Annotated in this window: 24 protein-coding genes and 1 pseudogene; 19 read left to right on the top strand and 6 right to left on the bottom strand. The window is 71.6% G+C overall.

The genetic code is table 11. The annotated features are described in order from the left end of the window. The first annotated feature begins 22 nt into the window (after positions 1-22). Together ACIQR3_RS01715 and ACIQR3_RS01710 are read left to right on the top strand one after the other, a co-directional pair. On the top strand, positions 23-1,474 hold the full coding sequence (locus tag ACIQR3_RS01715; RefSeq protein ID WP_403532749.1) for a GntP family permease: 1,452 nt from the start codon (positions 23-25) through the stop codon (positions 1,472-1,474). A gap of 70 nt (positions 1,475-1,544) precedes the next feature. Next, on the top strand, positions 1,545-2,084 hold the full coding sequence (locus tag ACIQR3_RS01710; RefSeq protein ID WP_403532747.1) for a hypothetical protein: 540 nt from the start codon (positions 1,545-1,547) through the stop codon (positions 2,082-2,084). 167 nt (positions 2,085-2,251) lie between these two features. On the opposite strand, the gene ACIQR3_RS01705 is transcribed toward ACIQR3_RS01710, so the two are convergent. From ACIQR3_RS01705 to ACIQR3_RS01695, 3 genes are all read right to left on the bottom strand, one after another. After that, entirely contained in the window at positions 2,252-3,520 is a 1,269-nt protein-coding gene (locus ACIQR3_RS01705) for a hypothetical protein (RefSeq protein WP_403532745.1), read from the bottom strand. An 89-nt stretch (positions 3,521-3,609) separates the two neighbouring features. Further along, entirely contained in the window at positions 3,610-4,128 is a 519-nt protein-coding gene (locus ACIQR3_RS01700; RefSeq protein ID WP_403532743.1) for a SigE family RNA polymerase sigma factor, read from the bottom strand. Positions 4,129-4,289: 161 nt separating this feature from the next. Then, entirely contained in the window at positions 4,290-5,633 is a 1,344-nt protein-coding gene (locus ACIQR3_RS01695; protein WP_403532741.1) for a M14 family metallopeptidase, read from the bottom strand. A gap of 177 nt (positions 5,634-5,810) precedes the next feature. Here ACIQR3_RS01695 and ACIQR3_RS01690 point away from each other — a divergent pair, with 177 nt between their 5' ends. After that, entirely contained in the window at positions 5,811-7,115 is a 1,305-nt protein-coding gene (locus ACIQR3_RS01690) for an Nramp family divalent metal transporter (RefSeq protein WP_403532739.1), read from the top strand. Between the two features lie 414 nt (positions 7,116-7,529). Here ACIQR3_RS01690 and ACIQR3_RS01685 read toward each other — a convergent pair whose 3' ends face one another. After that, positions 7,530-7,766 (bottom strand): hypothetical protein, encoded by a 237-nt coding sequence (locus tag ACIQR3_RS01685; protein WP_403532737.1) that lies wholly within the window; start codon positions 7,764-7,766, stop codon positions 7,530-7,532. Positions 7,767-8,114: 348 nt separating this feature from the next. After that, complete coding sequence (locus ACIQR3_RS01680; RefSeq protein ID WP_403532735.1) at positions 8,115-8,333, bottom strand: hypothetical protein; 219 nt, start codon at positions 8,331-8,333, stop codon at positions 8,115-8,117. Between the two features lie 228 nt (positions 8,334-8,561). Here ACIQR3_RS01680 and ACIQR3_RS01675 point away from each other — a divergent pair, with 228 nt between their 5' ends. Both ACIQR3_RS01675 and ACIQR3_RS01670 read left to right on the top strand, forming a co-directional pair. Beyond that, positions 8,562-9,434, top strand: coding sequence for a hypothetical protein (locus ACIQR3_RS01675; protein WP_403532733.1), 873 nt, complete (start codon positions 8,562-8,564; stop codon positions 9,432-9,434). A 400-nt stretch (positions 9,435-9,834) separates the two neighbouring features. Beyond that, positions 9,835-10,737 carry a hypothetical protein gene (locus ACIQR3_RS01670; RefSeq protein ID WP_403532731.1) on the top strand — a complete coding sequence of 301 codons (903 nt, stop codon included), beginning with the start codon at positions 9,835-9,837 and terminating at the stop codon, positions 10,735-10,737. Between the two features lie 51 nt (positions 10,738-10,788). Here ACIQR3_RS01670 and ACIQR3_RS01665 read toward each other — a convergent pair whose 3' ends face one another. Next, a complete protein-coding gene (locus tag ACIQR3_RS01665; RefSeq protein WP_403532729.1) occupies positions 10,789-12,549 on the bottom strand; it encodes a chitinase in 1,761 nt (586 codons plus the stop codon). Between the two features lie 293 nt (positions 12,550-12,842). Between ACIQR3_RS01665 and ACIQR3_RS01660 the strand changes: the two are divergent. The 14 genes and pseudogenes from ACIQR3_RS01660 to ACIQR3_RS01595 all read left to right on the top strand — a co-directional run. Beyond that, positions 12,843-13,683: pseudogene (locus ACIQR3_RS01660) on the top strand (hypothetical protein); the annotation flags it as partial. Between the two features lie 380 nt (positions 13,684-14,063). Continuing rightward, the gene (gene cpaB, locus ACIQR3_RS01655) at positions 14,064-14,771 is read left to right on the top strand and encodes a Flp pilus assembly protein CpaB (RefSeq protein ID WP_403532728.1); all 708 of its coding nucleotides are present in this window, start codon (positions 14,064-14,066) and stop codon (positions 14,769-14,771) included. 9 nt (positions 14,772-14,780) lie between these two features. Further along, a complete protein-coding gene (locus ACIQR3_RS01650) occupies positions 14,781-16,037 on the top strand; it encodes a CpaE family protein (RefSeq protein ID WP_403532726.1) in 1,257 nt (418 codons plus the stop codon). After that, positions 16,034-16,420, top strand: coding sequence for a TadE/TadG family type IV pilus assembly protein (locus ACIQR3_RS01645; protein WP_403532724.1), 387 nt, complete (start codon positions 16,034-16,036; stop codon positions 16,418-16,420). Before ACIQR3_RS01650 ends, ACIQR3_RS01645 begins: the two co-directional genes overlap by 4 nt. 1 nt (position 16,421) lies before the next feature. Further along, positions 16,422-16,787, top strand: coding sequence for a TadE/TadG family type IV pilus assembly protein (locus ACIQR3_RS01640; protein WP_403532723.1), 366 nt, complete (start codon positions 16,422-16,424; stop codon positions 16,785-16,787). Positions 16,788-16,805: 18 nt separating this feature from the next. After that, a complete protein-coding gene (locus ACIQR3_RS01635) occupies positions 16,806-18,143 on the top strand; it encodes a CpaF family protein (RefSeq protein WP_403532721.1) in 1,338 nt (445 codons plus the stop codon). Between the two features lie 84 nt (positions 18,144-18,227). Further along, positions 18,228-19,172, top strand: a complete 945-nt coding sequence (locus ACIQR3_RS01630) for a type II secretion system F family protein (protein WP_403532719.1) — start codon at positions 18,228-18,230, stop codon at positions 19,170-19,172. 12 nt (positions 19,173-19,184) lie between these two features. Next, positions 19,185-20,072 (top strand): DUF5936 domain-containing protein, encoded by an 888-nt coding sequence (locus ACIQR3_RS01625; RefSeq protein ID WP_403532717.1) that lies wholly within the window; start codon positions 19,185-19,187, stop codon positions 20,070-20,072. Positions 20,073-20,090: 18 nt separating this feature from the next. Beyond that, positions 20,091-21,524 (top strand): sensor histidine kinase, encoded by a 1,434-nt coding sequence (locus ACIQR3_RS01620; RefSeq protein WP_403533944.1) that lies wholly within the window; start codon positions 20,091-20,093, stop codon positions 21,522-21,524. Further along, a complete protein-coding gene (locus ACIQR3_RS01615) occupies positions 21,521-22,327 on the top strand; it encodes a response regulator (RefSeq protein WP_403532716.1) in 807 nt (268 codons plus the stop codon). The genes ACIQR3_RS01620 and ACIQR3_RS01615 overlap by 4 nt, the downstream gene beginning before the upstream one ends. Positions 22,328-22,432: 105 nt before the next feature. Then, entirely contained in the window at positions 22,433-22,630 is a 198-nt protein-coding gene (locus ACIQR3_RS01610; protein WP_403532714.1) for a Flp family type IVb pilin, read from the top strand. Continuing rightward, positions 22,627-23,238, top strand: coding sequence for a pilus assembly protein TadG-related protein (locus ACIQR3_RS01605; RefSeq protein ID WP_403533941.1), 612 nt, complete (start codon positions 22,627-22,629; stop codon positions 23,236-23,238). The genes ACIQR3_RS01610 and ACIQR3_RS01605 overlap by 4 nt, the downstream gene beginning before the upstream one ends. Before the next feature lie 31 nt (positions 23,239-23,269). Next, complete coding sequence (locus ACIQR3_RS01600) at positions 23,270-23,851, top strand: hypothetical protein (RefSeq protein WP_403532712.1); 582 nt, start codon at positions 23,270-23,272, stop codon at positions 23,849-23,851. 8 nt (positions 23,852-23,859) lie between these two features. Beyond that, complete coding sequence (locus tag ACIQR3_RS01595; protein WP_403532710.1) at positions 23,860-24,474, top strand: OmpA family protein; 615 nt, start codon at positions 23,860-23,862, stop codon at positions 24,472-24,474. The last annotated feature ends 3 nt before the right edge of the window (positions 24,475-24,477 follow it).

The following is a 24,477-nucleotide window of genomic DNA, read 5'->3' as shown; positions in this document are numbered from 1 at the left end:
GCACCTCTCCAGAGGACCCCCTATGTCCGACACCCCGCCCCACACCGGCGGCCTGCTCCTGTTGATCGACGGCACGGCCGGTCTGCTGACCGTCGCCGCGATCGGCATCGCGCTGCTGCTGTTCCTCATCATCAAGGTCAGACTCCAGCCGTTCGTCGCGCTGCTGGCCGTCTCCATAGCCGTCGGCCTGCTCGCCGGCCTGTCGGTCACCGAACTCTTCGGCACCGTCCAGAAGTCCGACGCCGTCTCCACCATCGAGTCCGGCATGGGCGGCATCCTCGGCCACGTCGCCATCATCATCGGCCTGGGCACCATGCTCGGCGCGATCCTCGAAGTCAGCGGCGGCGCGCAGGTGCTGGCCACCCGGCTGCTCGGTCTCTTCGGCGAGAAGCGGGCGCCGCTCGCCATGGGCCTCACCGGCCTGATCTTCGGCATCCCGGTCTTCTTCGACGTCGGCATCTTCGTCCTCGCCCCGATCGTCTACGCCGCCGCCAAGCGCTCCGGCAAGTCGGTCCTCCTCTACTGCCTGCCGCTGCTGGCCGGCCTCTCCATGACCCACGCCTTCCTGCCGCCGCACCCCGGCCCGGTCGCCGCCGCCGGACTGCTCCACGTCGAGCTGGGCTGGGTCATCCTGATGGGCGTGGTCTGCGGCGTCCCCGCCGTGCTGGCCGCCTGGGCCTGGTCCGCCTGGATCGGCCGCCGCCTCTTCGTCGCCGTACCGCAGGACATGGTGGAGGCCGCCGAGGAGGCCAAGGCGGCCGTCGTCGCCGAGCAGCGCGCGGCGGGCGTGACGCCGAAGGAGACCCCGGTGCCGCTCGGCACGGTCCTCGGCATCATCGGCACCCCGCTGGTCCTGATCCTCGCCGCGACCTTCTCCTCGATCGTCCTGGACCCCTCCACCGGCCGCTCGGTGATCGAGTTCTTCGGCAACCCGTTCGTCGCCCTCACCCTCGCCCTGTTCCTCGCCTACTACCTGCTGGGCGTCCGGCGCGGCTGGTCCCGCAAGTCCCTGGAGGCCGTCTCGACGTCCTCCCTCAAGCCGGTCGGCAACATCCTGCTGGTCGTCGGCGCGGGCGGGGTCTTCGGCGCCGTCCTCAAGGGCAGCGGCGTCGCCCAGGCCCTCTCCGACACCTTCGACGGCGTCGGCCTCCCGGTGATCGTCCTCTCCTACCTGATCTCCCTGGTGCTGCGGGTCGCCCAGGGCTCGGCGACGGTGGCGATCGTGACGACGGCGGGCATCGTGGCCCCGCTGCTCGCGGAGGGCGACCACTCCCAGGCGTTCACCGCCCTGGTCATCATGGCCATCTCGGCGGGCTCGATCTTCGCCTCGCACGTCAACGACGGCGGCTTCTGGATGGTCGCCAAGTACTTCGGCATCAGCGAACGGGACACGCTCAAGTCGTGGACCGTACTGGAGAGCGTGCTGTCACTGGCCGGATTCGCGATGGCGGCGGTGCTCAGCCTCTTCGTGTAGCCGCATCGGCGAGGTAACGATGCCGGGGGCGGCTGTGTGCGGCACAGGTTCGTCGACCATACTGCCCGCTGTGGAGCAGCGCATTGGATCGAGCAGCCAGCCCCTGGAGGGCGCCGGGTTCGACCCGGCCTTCATCCCCGGGCTCACCTCGCCCGGGTCCGGCGAACCGGAGGACGCGAAGCCGGCGGACACGGGGCGGGAGGAGTCCGAGCCCGAGCCCGAGCCCGAACAGGCTCCCGAACCGGCCGAGGAGGCCCCGGGGACACAGGACGAACCCTCCGTCGACGGCCCGGTCTTCGAGGCGGCCGACCGGCGCGCCCGGATCGTCGCCGACCACCGGGGCGTACGCCTCGCCCTCGACGACCAGGAGTGCGAGTTCCGCTGGGACGAGATCGGCGCGGTCGAGACGGAGACGCCCCGCTTCGGCAAGCGGTTCACCGTGACCGTGCACACGCCGGAGCGGCGCTGGTACTACCTGGAGATCGAGGCCGCCTCCCGCAGCCGCTTCGCGGAGTGGGAGACGGCGCTCGACGCGGTCCTGGACGCGTACTTCGAGGACGCCGAGGACACGGCGGACGCCGAGGACGCCAAGGGCACCGAGGACGCCTAGGAAGAGGCAGCCGCGTCCTAGCCCGGAACAGGCCGTGCGGTACGTGCACGGCCTGTTTCCGACGGGCCGTTGCCCGCGGTCGTGCGAGGCGCGGCCCGGGAGGCCGCGCGGGCCGGGCCGCTCGCAGCAGGCGGCCGGCCTCGGCACGGCGCCGGCCCGGTGAGGGCTCAGCGCAGGGCGTCCCACTCCGTGCTGAGCGCGATCTTCCGCAGCTGCTCCAGGCTCAGCACGGGGGTGTCCCGGGTCGGCTCGGAGTTCGCGGCACCGTTGTTGAAGGCGCTGACCACGACCCGGAAGCCGTCCTCGCCGGCGCGCAGGGTGTCGGCGGTCCACATCACGACCCCGGGAACCCGGCCGTCGCCGGAGCCCTGCCGGGTGGTGACGCGGGTGCCGTCGGCGAGGGTCTCGGCGGAGCCGTAGAGCTGTCCGGCGACGTCGTTCATGCCGTGCTGGACGTTGACCTGGACCAGGCTCTCGCCCTCGCCGTCGTCGACGACGGCATAGGCGAACTCGCCCTCGCCGCCCCGCCGGACCACCTCCAGGCCGTCGGGGAGCAGCGCGGCGAGGGTGTCGCCGACGGCCTCGCCGGAGACCGCCGACGGCATGGCGCCCGGCCCGCCGTCCTCCACGAGCTGCCCGCTCTCCGGCACGACGTCCGCGACCCGGCGCCACACCTCGGCCGAGACCAGTTCCTTCAGCTCGGCCGCCGACAGCGGAGGCTCCTCGCGGCTGACCGGCCGGTCCTTCTGCGCGGGGGCGTTCCACTCGCTGACGCTGATGTGCTGCCCCTCGGCCGTGACCAGGTCGGCGGTCCAGAGCTTGGTGTCGACCCGCCGGTCCGGATACTCGTACCCCTTGAGCACCCTGAGCACGGAGCCGTCGGCCGACCGGTCGCTGGTGCAGTCGTCGTACGCGGTGAAGGTCTGGTCCGGGCACTCGGTGAGCCGGTCGGCCTGCTCGCCGCCCGGCTCGACCCGGGCGAAGCCCACCCCGATCGCGGCGGCGCCGTCCCCGTCGTCGTACACGACCTGCACGTACGGGCCCTCCTTCGCGTTCGATCCCCGCACCACTCCCTGGCCGACCTCACCCGGCGGGAGCAGGTCCTCGAGCGTGTCGAAAAGCTTCTTGGCGGAGAAGCCGGACGCGGTGGGCGAGGGGGAGGGCCGGCCGCTGCTCGGGGAGGCCGCGACGGAGCGCCGGGTGTCCGGCTCGGCTCCCTGCGGCAGCAGCACCGCCCCGCCCACTCCGATCAGCGCGATCCCGGCCGCCCCGCCGAGCACGCCGGCCCGGCGCCGCACCCGGTTCCGGCGCCCGCGCGTCCGTCCGCCGGCGACGAGGGCCGTCCGGTCGGCCTGGAAACCGTCGCCGGTGTCGCGCAGGGCGACGGTGAGCCGCTCCTCGAAGTGATCCGGCGAGTCGTGCTGGTCTTCGGGCATGGCGAACACCCTTTCCACGAGGTGTGAGGCGTGAGGTGAGTGGTGTGAGGTGAGTGGTGAGTGGTGAGAAGGGCGCCCGGCGGGGCGGGTCAGGGTCTGGCGTACTCCGAGAGGTCCTCGCCCAGCAGCGCGCGCAGTTTGCCGAGCGCCCGCACGCAGCGCGTCCGCACCGCCGCCGAGCTGACGTTCAGCGCGTCGGCGGTCTCCTCGACGGAGCGGTCCTCCCAGTAGCGCAGCACGATGACGGCCCGGTCCTTGGCGGGCAGCCGGGACAGCGCGTCGAGCAGGGTGAGCCGCAGCGGCGCGTCACCGTCGGCGGCGCCCGGCAGATCGGGGAAGACGTCGGTGGCGCGCTCCCCGCTGCTGCGCCGCCGCTGGTGGCTGAGGAAGGCCCGGGTGAGGACGGTCTGCGCGTACCCGGCCGGATTGCCGACCCGCGTCATCCGCCCCCAGCGGACGTACAGCCTGCCGAGGGTCTCCTGCACGAGGTCCTCGGCGAGGTGGGTGTCACCGGCGGTCAGCAGACACGCGGACCGGTAGAGGTGCCCGGCCCGCGCCGTCGCGAACGCGGCGTACTCCTGGTCCCGCTCCTGCCGCTTCTGCCACATCCGTGCGCTCCCCCTGTCGTGCCGGCCTCACCTCATTGACGCGGTGGGGGAGGAGGAATGTTTCACGGGAACCTCACAGCCGTGGGCGACGCGGTCACCGGTGAACGGTGACCGCGCCGCCCGTCGTTCCGTCGTCCTCGTCCTCGTTCTCGTTCTCGTCCTCAGCAGTACTGGGCTTCCTTGCCGATGGACCGGTACATGCAGTCGGCGTTCTCCAGGAGTTGCAGCACCGCGTCCCGGTTGCGGGAGGTCTCCCGCTCGATGACCTCGTCGGGCGGGTAGAAGCCGCCGCCGGAACTGGACGACGGGTACATCTCGAAGGTGTACCCGAAGATCTTCTGGTTCCCCCACAGCCAGTCGTCGATCGACCCGTCGGTGATGTACAGGTCGCTGGACTGCTCCGCCGTATAGCCGTTGCTGGCGGCCATCTTCTGCCCGACCGCCGCGAAGGCGCCCCGGTCGTCGGCCGTCATCCCGGTGGTGGTGTCGGCGGTGGTGTAGCCGAAGGGCCACAGCACCAGTTCGCTGTACGTGTGGAAGTCGATGCCCGCCTTGATCTGCTGCACCCCGCCGACGACCCGGCTGCGCACGAAGTCGGCGACGACCTTCACCTCGGGCGCCGACTCACCGGCCGAGCCCCGGTAGGTCTCGGAGGACGGCGAGCCGGAGGAGCCGCCGCAGCAGCCCCAGCGGTAGGCCCAGTTCCGGTTCAGGTCCGTACCGACGTACGAGGAGCCGGAGTTGGGCTGGCGGTTCTTGCGCCAGGACCGGTAGGAGCCGGTGGCGATGTCGTACTCGCCGCCGTCCGGGTTCATGTCCGGCACGATCCAGATCTCGCGGCCGTTCACCATGCTGGTGACCCGGGAGTCGGAGCCGTAGCCCGCCCCCAGCTCGCGGATCAGGTAGAGCGCCATCTCCACCGTCAGGTGCTCGCGGGCGTGCTGGTGGTGGGTGAAGAGCACCTCGGGTTCGTTCTCGTCGGACGCCACGTTGTCGCTGATCTTGACGGCGACGATGTCCCGGCCCTGGTACGACTTGCCGATCACCCGCTTGCTGATGATGCCGGGGTACGCCGCGACCCGGGCGTCGATCTCCGCGGTCATCTCGGCGTAGTTGTGGTAGCCGGAGTCGGCCGAGGGGAAGTCGAGGAGCCGTACGTCGTCCGCGCCGTCCGAGCGGTCGGGGACGGCGCCCAGCGGGGTGACGTCGTAGCCGAGCCGCTTCAGCTCCTTGATCTGGTCGGCGCGGCCCGAGACGAAGACCGAGTGGTCGTCGGCGTCGTCCACCGTGACGCCGGTGCGCTGGATCGCGGTGCGCGAGGCGGAGTCCGAGCGGGTGCGCACCTCGTACGGGCGGATGTCGTCCGCCGACGGGGCGGCCTTCCGGGCGCTGTCGGCACCGGCCTCGGTCGTCCCGGAGAGCGGGGCGGCGAGGGCGAGCGCGAGGAGGGCGGCGAGCGCGGCCCAGTGTCTGCGGCTGCCGGGGCCTCGTGAGCGAAGTCGCATGAAGTCTCCTGAGTTCTCCGGGGCCTCCGGGATCTCCGGAGGCGGGGGAGTGGAGCGGGGGGTGGTCCAGCGACGTGCTGTGCGGATGTGGCGCTCATCCTGGCGGCGTGACATGGTCAGGTCAAGTGCGCCCGTGCGCTCTTGCGCCGCGGTGCTCTTTACGCTTTCTTGATCGGCATGGCGGACGCTACGGGCACCCTCGGCAACACCGGCACTCCTCGTAAATCAAGCTGGCGCTACATCGGCCCCGGCATCGTCGTCGCCGCGACCGGCGTCGGCGCCGGCGACCTGGTCGCCACCCTCATCGCGGGCGCCAACTTCGGCTACACCCTGCTGTGGGCGGCGGTCATCGGCTGCCTGGTGAAGATCTCCCTGGCGGAGGCGGCGGGCCGCTGGCACTTGTCCACTGGCCGCACCCTCTTCGACGGCTGGGCCGGCCTCGGCCGCTGGACGACCTGGTTCTTCGCCTTCTACGTCGTCGTCTGGGGCTTCGTCTACGGCGCGGCGGCGATGTCCTCCAGCGCGCTCCCCCTCCAGGCCCTCTTCCCGGACGTGATGGACCTGAAGTGGTGGGGCGTGGCCTGCGCGGTGGCCGGCCTGGTCTTCGTCTGGTTCAACAAGTACGCCGTCTTCGAGAAGGTCATGACCGTCCTGGTCGGCGTCATGTTCGTGGTCACCGTCTACCTGGCGGTCCGCGTCACCCCCAACCTCGGCGACGCCTTCGCCGGCCTCCTGCCGGTCCTGCCCGACGAGAAGGACTCGATCCTCAACACCCTCGGCCTGATCGGCGGCGTCGGCGGCACGATCACGCTGGCCGCGTACGGCTACTGGGTCAACGCCAAGGGGTGGACGGACACCGGCTGGATGAAGGTGATGCGCCTGGACAACCGGGTCGCCTACCTCACCACCGGCGTCTTCGTCGTCGCGATGCTCTTCGTCGGCGCGGAACTGCTGCACAGCGCGAACATCGCCATCGCCAGCGGCGACAAGGGCCTGGTGCAGCTCAGCGACATCCTGGAGGAGCGGTACGGCACCGCCACGGCGAAGTTCTTCCTGATCGGCTTCTTCGCCACGTCCTTCACCTCGCTGATCGGCGTCTGGCACGGCGTCAGTCTGATGTTCGCGGACTTCGTGGCACGGCTGCGGGCCGGGACGGCGGCGGCGACGGGCGAGAAGATCGCCGCCGGCGAACGCGAACGCTCCTGGCCGTTCCGCGCGTACCTGCTGTGGCTGACCTTCCCGCCCATCGTCCTGCTCTTCCAGGGCCAGCCCTTCCGCCTGGTCATCATCTACGGCGTACTGGGCGCCGCCTTCATGCCCTTCCTCGCCCTGACCCTGGTCTGGCTCCTCAACTCCTCCCGCACCCCCGCCGAGTGGCGCAACGGCTGGCTGAGCAACGGCATGCTGACCGTGGCCGGCCTGCTGTTCCTGGTGCTGTGCGTGAAGCAGATCTGGGACCAGCCGTGGTCGGAGTTCTTCTAGCGGCGGCACGGGGGCACTACCCGTCCGAGCCGTCTGCGGGTCCGTGAGCGGGGGGCGTCTGCCGCAGTGCACCGACCAGGTAATCAGTCAGTTCGGCACGTCCGGCACCGGTCGTCCGTCTGGTGCTCCCACCGGGGGCGGACGCCATGGCGGGCGTATGCCTCACCGCCGGTCCGGGGCCGGCCGTCTCCTCGTACTGCCCGTGGACCAGCGCCGGTCCGGGCCCGCCCGCCTCGCAGTTCCCCGCGGGCTCGGGGGTGTACAGCGGCTCGTAGGAGCTCGGGGGCATCCGCAGCGAGGTAAAGGGCGGGATGACGATCGTTTCCGTCGTGCCCGCGACCGGCGGCCGGTCTGCCTCGTACCAGGGACGCGCGTAGCGGGGCTCGGTGGCCGCCAGATCGTTGCTGGTGAGGTTCAGTCCGGGTGGACGATGTGGATGCTCCGTACCGCCCGCCCGATGGCCCGGGAAGCGGTCACGGTCGGTGTTCGCCCCGCCCCGTCCGCCTTGACGGTCAGTCGCCTGCCGTCGATCTCCTCCTCCAGCACCGACGGTGTGAGGGAGCTCGCGCGCAGGGGGACGTCAGTCGTGAAGCCTTCCTTCCCGGAGTGTTCGAACTTCGTGTCCAGCCCGGACACCACGGTTTCGTGCATCCCGTGATACGTGGCGAGTCGACCCGCTCGCCGATGTCCGCACTGTTGAGGTACTGGTGGTAGGCGGACGTCATGGGGGAGTACCTCCTCCAATCGCCGGGGCGGACGGGCCGCCGCCACGGTGCCGCCGGCCCGCTGGACGGGCACCTCCTTCACCGCCCGCGCCACCGCGGTGTTGCCTGCGAGGCGTTACAGGGACGGCAGGTCGTGCGGGAGGGACGCGGACACGCCCCGCATCGTTTGGCGCGCACGAGAACGACGCATGTGCACGTTTGCCCTCCAGGCCCTCTCGGGTTTCAGCCCGCCCTCATGGCGGCATTCCGGGAGGCGTCCGCAAGGACCGAACGGTCAGAGACGACGGACCTCGAAGGGCGGGTCCGTGAACCTCGGCGCCGGAGCGCCGCGGCTCGGCCCGGCGTTCACGGCGCTGTTGTCGAAGGCGCTGACCGCGACCCGGAACCCCTTCTCGTCGGCGCGCGGGGTGCCGGAGGCCCACACACCAGCCCGGTCGTCACCGGACCTCTGCCGGGCGGTGACGAGGGTGCCGTCGGTGAGGGCCTCCTGCACGAGGTCCTCGGCGAGGCGGTGGCACCGTCGGTCGGGACACCCGCGGACCGGTGGAGACGCCCGGCCCGCGCCCTCGCGAACTCGGCGTACTCGTCCTCCCGCCTGTGCCGATGCTGCCCCATCCTTGTCCTTTCGGCCACCCATCGCTGCCCTCGAAGCCCTGGCCGTGCCACACGGGCTTCGGTAGACAAAGAAGCTCGTGCCACCTTGCCCTGAGGAGGGAGCCCTGTGCGCGCACACGACACCGCCCGTCACCTCGGGGTCAGGAAACAACCGGCACCGGCCGCGCGCGGTGCACGGCCGGGCGGTCTGCTGGCATTGCAGCGGACGGCCGGCAACAGGGCCGTGGCGCGGTCGCTGGACTCCTCACGGGGCGGGCTCCCCGTGCAGCGGGCCCGCCCTGATGTCCAGGACCGGTTGACGGAGAGGTACTGGGCGCAGCAGGCGGTCGGCAAGAACCCGGCCACCCCTGGGAAGCGCGGGAGTAACCGGTCTCTGACTGACATCCTCACGAAAGTCGGGCCCCAGCTTCTGGACGATCTCCGGAGTATGTACGAGAGTGCGGGCAATGAGGCGAGCAAGGCCGGGCAGCTCAAGCTGTATCGGCGCATGACAACGGAGGAGGCCTCCGCCATCCTCGCCTTCTACAACGACGACATGCTGGCACGGACCCGGAAATGGGTGGACAGCCACCGAGATGACGACCCGGGAGAGGTCGCGTCGAGCTGGCACAAAGAAAAGAAGAACGGAGTGATCGGCGCCATGCCGGTCAGTAACCACCTCGGTGACAAGGCGCAGGCGGACAGGTATGACGACGGCAAGAACCGGATGCTGGAGTTCACCCTCAAGCCGGGAGCACATGAGTTCCTGTTCCACCCTGAATACATGGCTGTCGCCGGGCGAACCGGAACCCCGGACCATCTGAGGGCCATCCGGGGCCAGGACGCGTACCGGGAGGCGTCCCAGGGTGAGGGCATCTTGGGCGGTTATATCGGCTTGAAGAATGAGAAGCATGGCGATTTCAGCATCAGCCTCGGAGACAGCGATGCTACGCGACTCCTCTTCCAGTTGCTCATCAGCAGTGTCCGCGAAGTGACCTGATGGTCCCCCGGTGACATTCCGGCTGTCCGCGCTCCTTCCCTTCGAAACGGTGCTCAGAGCAGGTGGTCGGCCTCGTCGGCCGTGAGGCGGTCCATGACGGACCTCTTCACAGGCTGTTGACGACGTCACGGTCTGTCCTGAGCCGGGGCCGGGTCCCCCAGGGAACCCGGCGGCGGGACGCGGACGGGGGCGACCCCGGCAAGGGCGGGCGCGGCGGCGTACGGGGCGGGTTGACGGCGTGCGTCCACCGTGGTGGCAGCGGGTGACCTTCCTCGTACGCGGTACGGGTGAATGGGCGCATGGTTCAGGTCGGCGCAGGTGGCCGGGTCTTCTACGTTCTCCCAGTGGACCCCAGGGCCGAGGAAGGGCCCTGCGGGCGGGGACGGTGAAAGGCCACCTGATGTCGGGGTTGGGGAGCGCGCTGGCGCGGCTGGTGGCCTTCGGGCCGGCCGTCGGCTGCTGCGTGCTGGCGGTCTCGCTGGTGCTCCGTGCGCGGTGGGCGAGCGGGCGGGTGCGGACGCGTCTGCTGCTGTTCGGGGGCTCGGCGGCGACCGGGGGCGTGTACCGGGTGGTGGCGGGCGTGCTGCAGGTCCACCCTCAGGATCCGGGGCAGGGCGAGCGGTCGCTGGTCGAGTCGGTGGTGGTCGTCGGAGCGACGCTGGCCGTCGGCCTGGGCACGGCCGGGCTGGTGGTCGCGGCCGACGCCGGCTCCGGCCGCTCCGTGCTGGCGCGGCGGGTGCTCGACGGGTTCGTCGCGGCGGGGGCCCTGTTCATGACGGGGTGGGTGCTGCTGAACGGGGCCGGTGACGGCTGGCGGCTCGGGGAGGGGATGGTGGGCCTCCTGTGGGCCGCCGACCTGGTGTTCCTCAGCTTTCTGCTGGCCTTGCGCCGGCTCGTGCGCAGTGACCAGCGGGCCGCCCTGTGGGCGGGGATCGCCGGACTCTCCCTCATGCTGATCGGGGACACCGCGCAGCTCTGGGCGGCCGGACCGCACCGCGCCGGGGTCGCGGCCTGTCAGCTGATCGACGGCTGCAAGACCGTGGGCCTGCTGGTGATCGCCGTCGGCCCGTGGCTGCCCGGCGGGGCGAGTGTCCTGGGCGTGGGCCCGCCGACGCTGCGCTGGGGGATGGAGGGCGCGGCGGCGTTCGTTCCGCTGACGGTCTGCACGGTCACCACCCTGGGACACGTGCTGGCTCCCACCGCGCACGACCCGGTTCCGCTGCTGGTCGGCGGGACGGTGCTGCTGGGGCTCTGGGCACGCCAGAAGTTTCTGCCGAGCGGGACCCTGGGAAGGGGCGACTGAGCCCGTGCGGCCGCCGCGGTACGGAGCGACAGCCGCACGGGCCGGCCGGCCCTACGGCAGCGCGTCCACGTGCGGGCCCACCGCGCTCGACCAGCCGTTGCCCGCCGTCGCGTCCCAGTTGGTCGACCAGGTCATCGCGCCCCGCAGGTCCGGGTACGCCTTCGACGGCTTGAAGGAACCGCAGTTCGTCAGCCTGGTCAGGCAGTCCAGGGCGTTGTTCACCACGGACGGCGCCACATAGCCGCTGCCCGCCGCCCGGGTCGAGGCCGGGGTGCCGATGCCCACCTGGGACGGGGACAGGCCGCCCTCCAGCTGGATGCAGGCCAGCGCGGTGAGGAAGTCCACCGACCCCTGGCTGTAGACCTTGCCGTCGCAGCCCAGCATCGAACCGCTGTTGTAGTACTGCATGTTGACGACGGTCAGGATGTCCTTCACGTTCAGCGCCGTCTGGAAGTAGGAGCCGGACGTCGACTGCATGTCGATGGTCTGCGGCGCCATGGTCAGGATCATCTCCGGGCCCGCCTTCGCGGACAGCGCACGCAGGGCCTGGGTCATGTACGTCGGGTTGAGGCCGTTCTCCAGGTCGATGTCGACGCCGTCGAAGCCGTACGTCTGCATCAGCGAGTGGACGGAGTTCGCGAAGTTCGTCGCGGAGGCGGCGTCGGAGACCGACACCGTGCCCTTCTCGCCGCCGACCGAGATGATCACCTTCTTGCCGGCCGCCTGCTTGGCCTTGATGTCGGCCTTGAACTGGTCGACGGTGTAGCCGTTCAGGCCCGCCGAGTCCAGGTTGAAGGTCACCGCGCCCGGCGTCGTCGTCGCGTCCGCGAAGGCGACGGCGATGATGTCGTACGCCGACGGCACGTCGGAGAGCTTCTGGACCGTCGCGCCGTTGTCGAAGTTCTGCCAGTAGCCGGTCACGGCGTGCTTCGGGAGGTCGGCGCCCCCGCTGTCGCCGGACTCGGTCGTCCGCGCCGACACCGCCGCCGACTTCACCGACTCACCGGCCGCGTTGGTGGCCGTGACCTGGAAGGAGTACGACGTCGCGGCCGACAGGCCGGTCACCGTCGCCGACGTGCCCGTCACCCCCGTCACCTTCGTGCCGTCCCGGTAGACGGAGTAACCCGTGGCGCCGGACACCGCGTTCCAGGACAGGGAGACCGAGGAGGACGTCGTGCCGGAGACGCTCAGGCCGGCCGGGGCGGACGGGACGGAGGGCTGTTCGCCGCCGTCGCCGCCGCCCCCGTCGGGGCCCTGTACGGAGATGTCGTCGGCGTAGTAGGCGGGCTGGCCGTACCAGCCGTGCGTGTAGACCGTCACCGAGGTCGTCGAGGGGCCGGTCCTGAAGGTCGTCGAGAGCTGTTTCCACGTGGTGGAGTCGGGGGTCCAGGTCGACACGTCCGTCGTGCCCGTGCCCGTGACGCCCAGATAGGCGTACCCGCCCTGCACCCAGGCGCCCAGCGTGTACGTCGAGTCGGGGACCACCGCGACCGTCTGCGTACAGCGGGCGTTGTCCTGGCCGGCCGGCGTCGCCTTCAGCGCGGCGGCGCCCGTGCGGACCGGGGAGCTGACGGTCGTACCGCTGCCCGCCGAGCAGGTCCAGCCGCTCAGGCCCGACTCGAAGCCCGCGTTGCTCGCGTTGTTGACGTCCGCGGCGGCCGCGGCGGCCGTGGCGTCCGCGGCGGCCGTGGCGGACGTGGCGGACAGGGCGGACGCGGGCCCGATCGCCGTCACGGTCAGGGCGAGCGCGGCGGTGGCGGCGCCGGCCCAGCTGCCGATGCGTCTTCCGTGCTGTCTGCGTACGGGGTCCACTGGTGCCTCCGGGGGGAAGTAGGGGGACGGTGGCCACCGTTGGGAGTACAAGGTGGTCCAGACCAATTGGCCTGTCAAGGGGGTAGGTATGGGCCAGGGAGGGGAGAATGAGCGCGGACATGCCATCGGAAAATGCTTAACCTGTCCCGATTTGGCGCAACTTGTGCGTCACAAGTTGTTCCACAGCTACAGAAACGCTGTTCTCCGGTCACAGACGCGTGGATACAGTGCTCGGGAAGTCACGCAGTGAAGTCATCCGGGTGTGCCGGAGTTACACCGGTGGACCGACGGGCATGGGAGACGGGGAGCCGCGCGTGCCAACTGCCATTGCCGTGACCAGTGCCGACCTGGCACTGCCGCCGCAGGACGAGCGGACCATGCCCGCCATAGTCCTCCAGGACGTCGAGCAACGGCCCCTGGAGCAGGTGCTGACCGAGCTGCAGAGCCTGGTCGACCAGTACGGACATGTCATCGTCGTCTGCTCGGCGGCCGCCCCCGCCGGGGTCCAGCGGCGGCTGCGCACCGTGCGGTCCCTGCTGGAGAGCGACCGGATCGCCCTGTTCCGGCCGGAGCTGCCGCCGCTGGGACTCGCGGTGCTCGTACGGCAGTTGCGGCAGCTCGCCTCCTGCGACCTGAGCCCCGGTGTCCTGGCGTCTGCGGGGCGGCTGCTCACCCACTACATCCACGCCGGCGCCCTGCTCGGCTCGGTCGCCCGGCTCGACCGGGTGCCCGTCGGGCTGAAGGCGCACGCCAAGTCGTGGGTGCCGGGCAGCCAGTTCGCCGTACTGGCGCATCCGGAGCCGCAACTCGTGCGGATCGGCCCCGAAGCGGCGCTCGGCGGGCCGGACTTCGGCACCTGGATGCTGGTCGCCAAGGGCCAGCTCCCCTCCGACTGGGTCACCCAGACCCTCGCCCCCTCCTGGAACGTGCTCGGCATGCGCGAGATGCCGCTCCCCGCCGACTCGCCGGCCTGGTGGGGGACGGGCCGGATGACCGAGTTCTGCGCCTTCCTGCCCGACCTGTCGGTCCTCTACCAGCTGGTGACCTCGGTCCGGCAGAGCACCTGCCACTGGTGCGGCATCGACGTCATCGGCGACCGGTGCGTCTTCTGCTCCGCCGGTCCGCCGCCCGACGAGGCCCGGCAGCGCAACGGCCGCAGAGCCCTGCCGGCCGGCACGCGGCAGGGGCAGGGGCAGGGCGGCCGGCACGGCATCCAGTACGGCGGCCGGAACGGCTTCCAGGACGGCCCTCGGTACGGCGGCCAGAACGGCGGCCAGTACGGCGACCAGAGCAGCGGTCCGTACGGCGGGCAGGGCAGCGGTCCGTACGGGAGACACGGCGGCCGGCACGGGCGGCCGTACGAGATCGAGTCCGGCGGCGCCCCGAACGGGACGTCACGGGGCGCCCTGCCCGCCGGTCCCGGTCCCGGCCCCGGCGGGTGAGCCCGTGATCCGCCCGCGTCCGCAGTCCCCCGTCCCCGCCCGACCGATATCCCCGATGAGGTTGCACGGCACATGAACTCCCGTCAGCGCCGCGGCGTGATCCTGCTCGTCCTGTCGGTCCTGTGCGCCTTCGGCGCCTTCGCCGGCGTCCTGTCCGTCATCAGCGACGTGAAGTCCAAGGTCGGCCCCGAGGTCACCGCGTACCGGCTCAAGGCCGAGATCAAGCCCTACACCCCGCTCAGCCCGGACCAGTTCGAGAAGATCGAGATGCCCGAGCGGTGGCTGTCGGAGAACGCCGTCACCGACCTCTCCGCCGTCCGCGGCAAGATCGCGGTGACGACGCTGAAGGGCGGCTCCCTGCTCCAGAGCGACATGATCGTCGACCAGCCCGCCCTCCGGCCCGGCGAGCAGGAGGTCGCCATCATGATCGACGCGGCGACCGGGGTGGCCGGCAAGATCACGCCGGGGTCCACCGTCAACGTCTACGCCACCTTCGAGGGCGCCCGGGAGGGCGACCCCGACCAGTCGAAGATCATCGTGACCGGCGCCCGGGTCCTGGACGTCGGCAAGCTCACCTCACTGGAACCCGACGAGAACAGCAGCCGCCGGGACGCCTCCGAGGCCGTCCCCATCACCTTCGCACTGTCCACCCTCGACGCCCAGCGCATCACCTACGCCGAGTCGTTCGCCCAGCGGGTCCGGCTCGCGCTGGTCGCGCCCGGCGGCGACAGCACGGTCCCCGAGCAGGACCGGACGTACGAACTCGCGAAGGACAAGTGAGAGGCCCGCATGCCCACGAGGATCCTCCCGGCGGTCGGTGACGCGGACGCCGTCCGGTCCATCACCACCCTGCTCAGCCAGCTCCCCGACGCCGAGCCGGTCGCCCCCGTCACCGACTCCACCCAGCTCATCGACACCCTCGCCCGGCTCGCCGCCGAGTCGGTCGACGAACTGCCCGAGGTCGTCGTCGTCCACGAGCGGATCGGCCCCGTCCCGGCCCTGGAGCTGATCCGCGAGGTCGCCCTGCGCTTCCCGGCCGTCGGCGTCATCCTCGTCACCTCCGACGCCGGACCGGGACTCTTCCAGGCGGCCATGGACTACGGCGCCCGCGGCCTGATCGCCCTCCCGCTCACCTACGAGGAACTGGCCGCGCGCGTTCACGTCGTCGCCCAGTGGGCGGTGGGCGTACGCCGCCACCTGGGCAGCGGCGGCGACGTGGGCGCCGGCGCGGGCGGCACCGTCGTCACCGTCAGCGGCGCCAAGGGCGGGGTCGGCGCCACCGTCACCGCCGTCCAACTGGCCCTGGCCGCACAGGCGTCCGGCCGCTCCACCGCCCTGCTCGACCTCGACCTCCAGACCGGCGACGTCGCCTCCTACCTGGACGTCCAGTTCCGCCGCTCGGTGCTGGACCTGGCGGCGATCACCGACATCTCGCCGCGCGTCCTGGCCGACGCCGTCTTCCGCCATGACAGCGGCCTGGCCCTGCTGCTCGCCCCCGGCGAGGGCGAACGCGGCGAGGACGTCACCGACCGGGCCGCCCGCCAGATCGTCGGCGCCCTGCGCTCCCGCTACGACGTCGTCGTCATCGACTGCGGTGCCCAGCTCGGCGGGGCGGGCGCGGCGGCCGTCGAGACCGCCGACACCGCGCTGCTGGTCACCACCCCGGACGTGGTCGCCGTCCGGGGCGCCAAGCGCGCGGTGCGGATGTGGGAGCGGCTCCAGATCCGCAAGGCCGAGGAGACCACCGTGGTCGTCAACCGGCACACCCGCGGTACGGAGATCCAGCCCCCGCTGATCGGCCGGATCACCGGCACCGCCGTCGCCGCCACCACGATCCCCGCCCACTTCAAGGAACTCCAGGCCGCCGTGGACGCCGGCCGCCTGCACGAGCTGGACGCCCGCTCCACCGTACGGCAGGCCCTGTGGGGCCTCGCCGCCGAGACCGGCCTGGTCAAGACCCCCGGGACCGCTGTGCAGAAGGCCGGCCGGTTCCGCGGCGACCGGGGCGCGGTGAGCCTGCGGCGGCGCAGGGGAGGCGGGGGATGAACCGCTTACGCCGGTACGGGTCCGGGGACCGGGGACAGGTCACCGTCGAGTTCCTCGGCATGACCCCGGTGATCCTGGTGACGCTGGTGGTGCTGTGGCAGCTGGTGCTGGTGGGGTACACCTACACGCTCGCGGGGAATGCTGCGGACGAGGCGGTACGGGCGGGGACGGCGGCGGCACCGGGGGAGCGGCAGGGCGCCTGCCAGGCGGCCGGCCTCGACAAGCTGCCGGACGCGTGGAGCGGCAGCGCGGGCTGCGAGACCGGGGGTGGGTATGTCACGGCGACCGTCGAACTCCAGGTCCCCGTCCTCTTCCCGGGCGCCTTCGGGCTCCCCTTCACGGTCCGCGGCCACGCGGGCGCGGTCGAGGAGGAGACGGACTGAGATGCCGTACCGACGTCACCGCAGGACGTACGGCGACCGCGGTCAGGTCGCCCTCGAGTACCTCGGGTTCCTGCCGGTCCTGGTCCTGGTCGCGCTGGCCGCCGTACAGCTCGGGCTGGTCGCCTACACCGCCCAGCAGGCCGGTACGGCCGCCAGGGCCGGGGCGCGTGCCGCCTCGCTCGACGAGAGCGCCCAGCAGGGGTGCGCGGCGGCGGTCAGCGGCTGGCTGGCCGACGGAACCGCTTGCCCGGCGTCCTTCGGCGGCGACGAGGTGACGGTCACCGCCACCGTCGACATCCCCTCCGTCGTCCCCGGCTGGGACCTGGGCGACGCCACCCGGACCGCCACCATGCCGCTGGACCACTGAGCAAGGAGCACCGGACGCATGAGCCTGCGCGCGCGCATCCACTCCCCCGAGGAGCACGGCAGCCGGGGCGAGGACGGCCACCTGGTCGCCTCGTACCGCTCCAAGCTCCTGGAGGAGATCGACCTCGCGGAGATGAGTTCGCTGGCCGCCGCCGAGCGGCGGGCCCGCCTGGAACGGGTCCTCGGGCACATCATCAGCCGCGAGGGACCGGTCCTGTCGACCGTCGAACGGTCGCAGCTGATCCGGCGGGTGGTCGACGAGGCGCTCGGCCTCGGCATCCTCGAACCGCTCCTCGAAGATGCCTCCATCACCGAGATCATGGTCAACGGGCCCGACGCGATCTTCGTGGAACGCGGGGGGCGGGTGGAGCAGCTGCCGATCCGGTTCGCCTCCCACGACCAGTTGATGCAGACCATCGAGCGGATCGTCTCCACCGTCAACCGGCGGGTGGACGAGTCGAATCCGATGGTCGACGCCCGCCTCCCGTCCGGGGAGCGCGTCAACGTCATCATCCCGCCGCTCTCCCTGACCGGCGCGATCCTGACCATCCGCCGCTTCCCGCGCTCCTTCACGCTCCAGGAGTTGATCGGCCTCGGCTCGCTCGACGAGCACATGCTGTACCTGCTGGCAGGGCTGGTGCGGGCCCGGTTCAACATCATCGTCTCGGGCGCCACCGGCACCGGCAAGACCACGCTCCTCAACGCCCTCTCCGGGCTGATCCCGGAGCACGAGCGCATCATCACCATCGAGGACTCCGCCGAACTCCAGCTCCAGCAGTCCCACGTCATCCGCCTGGAGTCCCGGCCGCCCAACGTCGAGGGCAAGGGCGTCATCACCATCCGCGACCTGGTCCGCAACTCGCTGCGGATGCGGCCCGACCGGATCGTCGTCGGCGAGGTCCGCGGCGGCGAGTCCCTGGACATGCTCCAGGCCATGTCGACCGGCCACGACGGCTCGCTGGCCACCGTCCACGCCAACAGCGCCGAGGACGCCCTGATGCGGCTCCAGACCCTGGCCTCCATGTCCGACGTCGAGGTCCCCTTCGTCGCCCTGCACGACCAGATCAACAGCGCCGTCGACGTACTCGTCCAGCTCACCCGCTCCCCCGACGGCGCCCGCCGCATCACCGAGGTCGCCCTGCTGGCCAGCCACGGCGGGGAGCCGTACCGGCTGGCCACGGTCGCCCGCTTCCACGCCCAGCCCATGACGCCCGACGGCCGGGTGCACGGCGTCTACGAGCACTACCCGCTGCCGCGCCGCACCGCCGACCGCCTCCACATGGCCAGCCAGCCCATCCCGCAGGCGTTCGGCGTCGCCCGCTCCACGGAGCAGCTCGCCACCCGAGAGACCCGGTAGATCAGAGAGACCCGGAAGATCCGAGAGACCCGGAAGACCCGGAAGACCCGAGAGACCCGGTAGACCCAGTAGGAGACCCGTCCGATGGAACTGTCCGCCCTCGTCCAGCTCACCACCGGCATCACCCTGCTGACGTGCGTCCTGGCCGTCGCCGGTCTGCACTCCTACGCCGCCGGCCGGGCTCAGCGCCAGGCCCTGGTCGACCGGCTCACCGCCACCGGCCAGGTCTCCTACAACGGCCGCCGCCGCCACTTCCCGAACCTGGACCGCCGGCTGCGCCGCACCCGGCTCGGCAAGAACCTCGAACTGCGGCTGTCCGCCACCGGCCTGGACGTCACCCCCGGCGAGTTCTTCGTCTATCTGCTCGCCGTCGTGGCCGGGCTCTGGCTGATCGGCCAGGCGGCCCTGGCCCCCTTCTTCGGCCCGATCGCCGGGCTGCTGGGCGTCTGGGCGGCGGTCCAGTTCCTCACCTGGCAGCGCCAGAAACGCATCGAGAAGTTCATCAACCAGCTCCCCGAACTCGCCCGCATCCTCGCCAACGCCACCCACGCCGGACTCGCCCTGCGCACCGCCATCGGCATGGCGGCCGAGGAACTGGAGGCCCCGGCCGGCGAGGAACTCGGCCGGGTCGCCAACCAGCTCGCCGTCGGCGCCTCCATGGACGACGCCCTCGGCGAACTCGCCGAACGCCTGCCCTCCCGCGAACTCGTCGTCCTCGTCACCACCCTGGTCCTGTCCAACAAGGCCGGCGGCCAGGTGGTCAGCGCCCTGCGCAACCTCACCGAGACCCTGGAGGAGCGCAAGGAGACCCGCCGCGAGGTCCGCACCCAGCTCTCCCAGGTGAACATGACCTCGTACGCCGTCCCGGTCCTCGGCGTCGGCTCCCTCTTCCTGATGAACGGGGTGAAGGACGGCGCCCTGGAACGCATGACGGGCTCCCCGGCCGGACAGATCGCGGTACTGGTCGCCTTCTCCCTCTACACCATCGGCTTCGTCCTCATCCGCCGCCTGTCCCGCATCGACGTCTAGGGAGGTCATGTCATGGGACTGCTGCTCGCCACCGTCATGGGCCTCAGCGTGTGGGGCGCCTTCGCCGGCATCCGCATGTACCGGGCCGACGCCAAGCTCCCCGGCGACCTGGCCCTCGCCCTGGAGATCGGCGCCACCCGCACCGGCGCCGTCGACTCCCTGATCGACCGCATGGGCATGCGGTACGCCCCCGCCGTACTGCGGCTGATGGGCCCGGGGCAGGTCGCCAAGTACCGCCGCCGCATCGACCTGGCCGGCAACCCCGGCGGCCTGACCATCGACCGCTACGCCGCCCGCCGCGCGGTCTACGGCGCCCTGGGCACCGTAGGCTTCCTGGTCTTCCTCCTTCGTGGCCAGTACCTGGTCGCCCTGCTCCTGCTGGCCTTCGGCGCGTTCTGGACCGAGGTCGGCATCTGGTCGGCGATCCGGGTCCGCAAGGACGTCATCGAGCGCACCCTGCCCGACTTCCTGGACGTCCTCGCGGTCGTCGTCTCGGCGGGGCTCGGCTTCCGCCAGGCCCTGGACCGGGTCGCGACCCGCTACGAGGGCCCCTGGGCCGACGAACTGCGCATCACGCTCCGTCAGATGGACCTGGGCATGAGCCGCCGTCAGGCGTTCGCGGAGCTGCGCCGGCGCAACGACTCCGAGCAGGTGGCGATGTTCGTGACCGCGCTCCAGCAGGGGGAGGAACTGGGCGCCCCCATCGTCGACACCCTGGTCTCCCTCGCCAAGGACATGCGCCGCACCGACGCGCAGAACGCCCGCCGCAAGGCCGCCCGCGCGGTCCCCAAGGCCACCATGATGATCACCACCTTCATGGTCCCGGCCACGATGATCCTGCTCGGCGCCGGCCTGATCCTCGGCTCCGGCACCGACTTCGGCACCCTCACCGGTGAGTAGGCGGGGCGGATGACGATCATGGGGACCACCTGGCGACGCCCCGGGCCGCCGCGCCGCCGCCCGAGGGCACCCGAGATCACCGGCCCGCCGGTGGGCACCGTGTTGCCGGACCACGTCAGGACGGGCGCCGCGGACGTGCCGGTGACGTCGGCGACCCCGACGCTGCCGGTGCCCGGAAAGGTCGAGGAGGCTCCGCGCACTCCCGGGATCGGCCTCCAGGTGAACGCCCTGCAGGCGATGTGCCGCCAGGTCTTCGGCTTCCGGCTGGCGATGATCGCCGTCGCCGCCCCCGCCGCGCTCCTCAACGCCGGCCCCGGCATGGGCGTCCGGCTGGTCGGCGCCGCCGTGGTCGTCACCTTCATGGGCTCCTACGTCCTCTTCCGCGACTGGGAGCGGTTCGGCCCGCTCCTTCTGCGCCACCCGACCCTGCTGGCCGCGGACACCCTCTTCGGCGCGCTGCTCCTGGTCTCGGCGGGCCCCGACACCACCCTGGCCTACGTCAGCGTCTGCACCCCGCTGCTGGCCGGCCTGGTCTACGGCTGGCGCGGCGCCGCCGTCTTCGCCTCCCTCCAGTCGCTGATCCTGCTGCTGGCCCACGCGACGGACCCCGGCTCCTCCCCGGGCGTCGCGGAGTCGCTCCTGCTGCCCGGCCTCTGCGTCGTCGCCGGGGCCGCCGGCTCCAGCCTGCGCGGGCTCGTGCTCCGCTTCGGCTCCGCCACCCGGGCCCTGACCGCCGTACAGGCCCGGCTGGCGGCGACGGAGGCGGTCAGCGCCGAACGCGCCCGCCTCGCCCGCGAACTGCACGACTCCGTCGCCAAGACCCTGCACGGCGTCGCCCTCGCCGCGGACGGTCTCGCCGCCACGGCCGGCGCCGACCGGCTGGACCCCGCTCTGGTACGGCGGCAGGCGGAACTGGTCGCCCGCTCGGCCCGCCGGGCCGCCGCCGAGTCCCGGGAACTCCTCACCGACCTGCGGCGCGAGTCCGACCCCGAGCACGGCACGGACGTCCTGGTCGAACTCGCCGCCCGCACCCGCGCCTTCGCCGCCCGCACCGGCCTGCCGTCCGTCTACCACCCCACCGGCGGCCACGCCGTCCCCCCGGTCGCCCCGGCCGTGGCCCGGCAGGTGCTGACGATCGCCGAGGAAGCGCTGGAGAACGCCCACCGCCACGCCACCGCCACCCGCGTCGACGTCCGGGCGGGCGTCCACGACGACCACCTCCGCGTCACGGTCTCGGACGACGGGACGGGCCTGCCCGCGGACACCTCCCCCGAACAGCTCCGCCGCACCGGCCACTTCGGCCTCGTCGGCATGGTGGAACGGGCCGCCTCGATCGGCGCCCGCATCCGCATCGGCCCGGGCGACCGCGCACGGGGCACGGAGGTCCGCCTGGACCTGCCGCTGGCGGCCCTGCCCACCGCCCCTCGACCAGCCGAGGAGGACCCCCGATGACATCCCTGCTGCCGCCGGTCCCGCCGGTCCCGCCGGTCCCGCCGGTTCCGCCGGACGCGGCCGTGCTGCGGGTCGTCGTAGCGGACGACAACCCGGTCGTCCGCGCCGGCCTCACCGCCCTGCTCTCCAGCCGCCCGGACATCACGGTGGTCGCCGAGGCCGCCGACGGCCGCCAGGCCTGCGAGGCCGCCGACCGGCACCGCCCCGACGTGGTCCTCCTGGACGTCCGCATGCCGGGCGTGGACGGCCTGGCGGCCCTGCCCTACCTCGTGCGCATCGCCCCGGTGATGATGCTGACGTACAGCGGGGAGTCGGAGACGGTACGGGAGGCGCTGCGCCGGGGAGCGGGCGGCTACCTGGTCCACGGCGAGTTCACCGCGGACCAGCTGATCACGGCGGTACGGGACACGGGAGCGGGCCGCACGCACTTCTCGCCGACGGCTGCGGGAGCGGTCCTCGAACAGCTCAGGAGTGCGAATGCATACGGTGATGCGGTACGACAACCTCCGTATATTGCCAGCGGCAAGGCGAGTTCGCCCGCTATCGTGGAAAACCTTTCGCGAATGCAACCAGGTGTGGGACAGTCGTCGAGTGGCAAGCCGGGGTTCCAGCTGAGTGCCAGGGAGGCGGAGATCATGGACCTCATCGCGTCCGGCATGACGAATCAGCAGATCGCCGCGGCCTGCTTCATCAGCGAGAAGACGGTCAAGAACCACATCAACCGCATCTTCGCCAAGCTGCACAGCACCAGCCGCGCCGAGGCGACCGCCAAGTGGCTGGGCAACTGGGGTGATCCGCGGTGAGGCGCCGGATTTGGGCCCGGGATTGGGCCCTGGGGCCCTCGGGAGACCGGCGCCGGCCCCCGTACGGTGCGGCCACCGGCACCGGCCACCGCGAAGGGGAACACCATGGGCAACTGGCTGCACACGACGGCCGCGTACCTGCAGACCCGCGCCGCCCGGGGCGACAAGGGGCAGACGGCGGTGGAGTACCTGGGGATCATCGCGGTGGTGGTGGCGATCGTGCTGGCCATCACGGGAACGAGCATCGGGCAGACGATCTTCGATGCAATCACCACCAAGATCAGCGAAGTCACCGGCGGCTGAGCCGGATCCGTCAGCACGGCGACGCAGGGCAGGCCTTTCCCATCTACCTCACCGTGGTGGGCGGCCTGCTCTTTCTCGCGCTCGCGTACCTGGCGGTGGGCCAGGCCGGAGCCAACCGGAACGGGGCCCAGACGGCCGCTGACGCGGCGGCACTGGCGGCTGCGCAGGACTGGCGGGACCAACTCGCGGGACAGTGGGTCGAAAACGTAGCCGACCCGGAGTCCTGGCAGGACATCTTCGACGGCTTGGGCCAGGGGCTCACGCCCTCCTGCTGGCGAGCGGAACAGCTCGCGGCCCAGAACGGCGCGGCTCTCGATGCTTGCACTCCCGTCGGGCCGCTCGAATACACGGTGGAGGTCACCGCGGAGGACTCCGTCGGCGAATCCATCGTCCCCGGCACCGAGAACGTGCACGCGCGTGCCGTCGCCACCGCGGTCGTCGAACCGCGCTGCACGTTCGAGCCTCCCGGCCCCGACGCGGACGCGGACGACGAGACACTGCCGGGACTCACCTGCGACGGCGGCGAGGAGTGGGAGGTGGACCCGGACGATCCCACCGGGCTCCCGGAGCCGCGCGACCTCTTCGACGTCCACCTGACCGACGCTTGAGAGAACGACGAGTGATGAAGGAAGCGGAGTCATGAGCATGCGGTTCACAACGAAGGCCCTCAGAGGGGTGGTCGCGTTGACCGCTGTGGCCGCGGTGGCCCTCGGAGTGACCGGCTGCGGTGGGGGGAGCGGGGAGGAGGAGAGCCCCGACGCCTCGGCGTCCGCCTCCAAGGACACGGGTCCCGCGCCCAGCACCCAGGACGGCAAAGCCGAGGCGCCGTTGGCCGAGGTGCGCGGGTCGAACGGCCTTCTGCTGCGGATCACCTCCGCCGAGCGTGACGCCGGTGGCTTCGTCACGGTGAACGCGGACCTGAAGAACGACGGGGACAAGAGCGTCACCGTCCCTTCGGCGCTCAGCGGCAACGAAACGGAGATCACCAGGAACGGCCGGTCCCTCGGCGGCGCCACCCTCGTGGACTCGAAGAGCAAGAAGCGGTACTACGTCCTGCGCGACACCGACGGCCGCCCCCTGACCACCACCGGGTTCACGACCCTCAAGGCCGGCGACACCCTCGCCGTCTTCATGCAGTTCCCCGCACCGCCGGCGGACACCACGGAGGTCACCTTCCAGCTGCCGACCTTCGCCAGCGCGACCCTCTCCATCTCCGGGTGAGGCACCCCATGACCCCCACCCGGCTCACCGCCACCCTCGGCGTCACCGTCCTCCTCCTCGCCGGCGGCACCCTCGCCCACGCCGACGACGCCCCCAGCGTCCCGCCGGGAACCGAGGCCACCCCCTCCGCCCCCGTCGAAGTCGACCCCAACGACCCCGACCTGAAGCTCCCCGAGGGGGCCACGCTCGCCGGGGCCAAGGTGCTGGACATCAAGTCGGTCGTCGAGGACCAGAGCGGGGACGAGAGAAGGGAGGACACCAACACGGACGTGAAGTTCGCGCTCCAGGCGGAGGTGCTGTTCGGCAAGGACAGCGCGAAGCTCGGCGGCGAGGCCAAGTCCCGGATCGCCGGCATCGCCCAGGAGATCAAGGCGCAGAACGCCACCAGGATCCGCGTCTTCGGCTTCACCGACGACCTCGGCTCCGCCGCCCACGGCGACGTCCTGTCCAAGGAACGCGCCAACGCCGTGCACGACCTCCTCTCCCAGGCCCTGGACGACCCCGGCATCACCTACGAGGTACGCGGCTACGGCGAGCAGTACCCCATCTCCGACAACTCCACGGAACCGGGCCGCAAGAAGAACCGCAGGGTCGAGGTCTCCTTCCCCCGGACGGAGAACTGACCC

The sequence above is a fragment of the Streptomyces sp. NPDC090994 genome, assembly GCF_044768905.1.
Lineage (GTDB): Bacteria > Actinomycetota > Actinomycetes > Streptomycetales > Streptomycetaceae > Streptomyces.
This window is presented reverse-complemented; position numbering and strand designations above follow the sequence as displayed.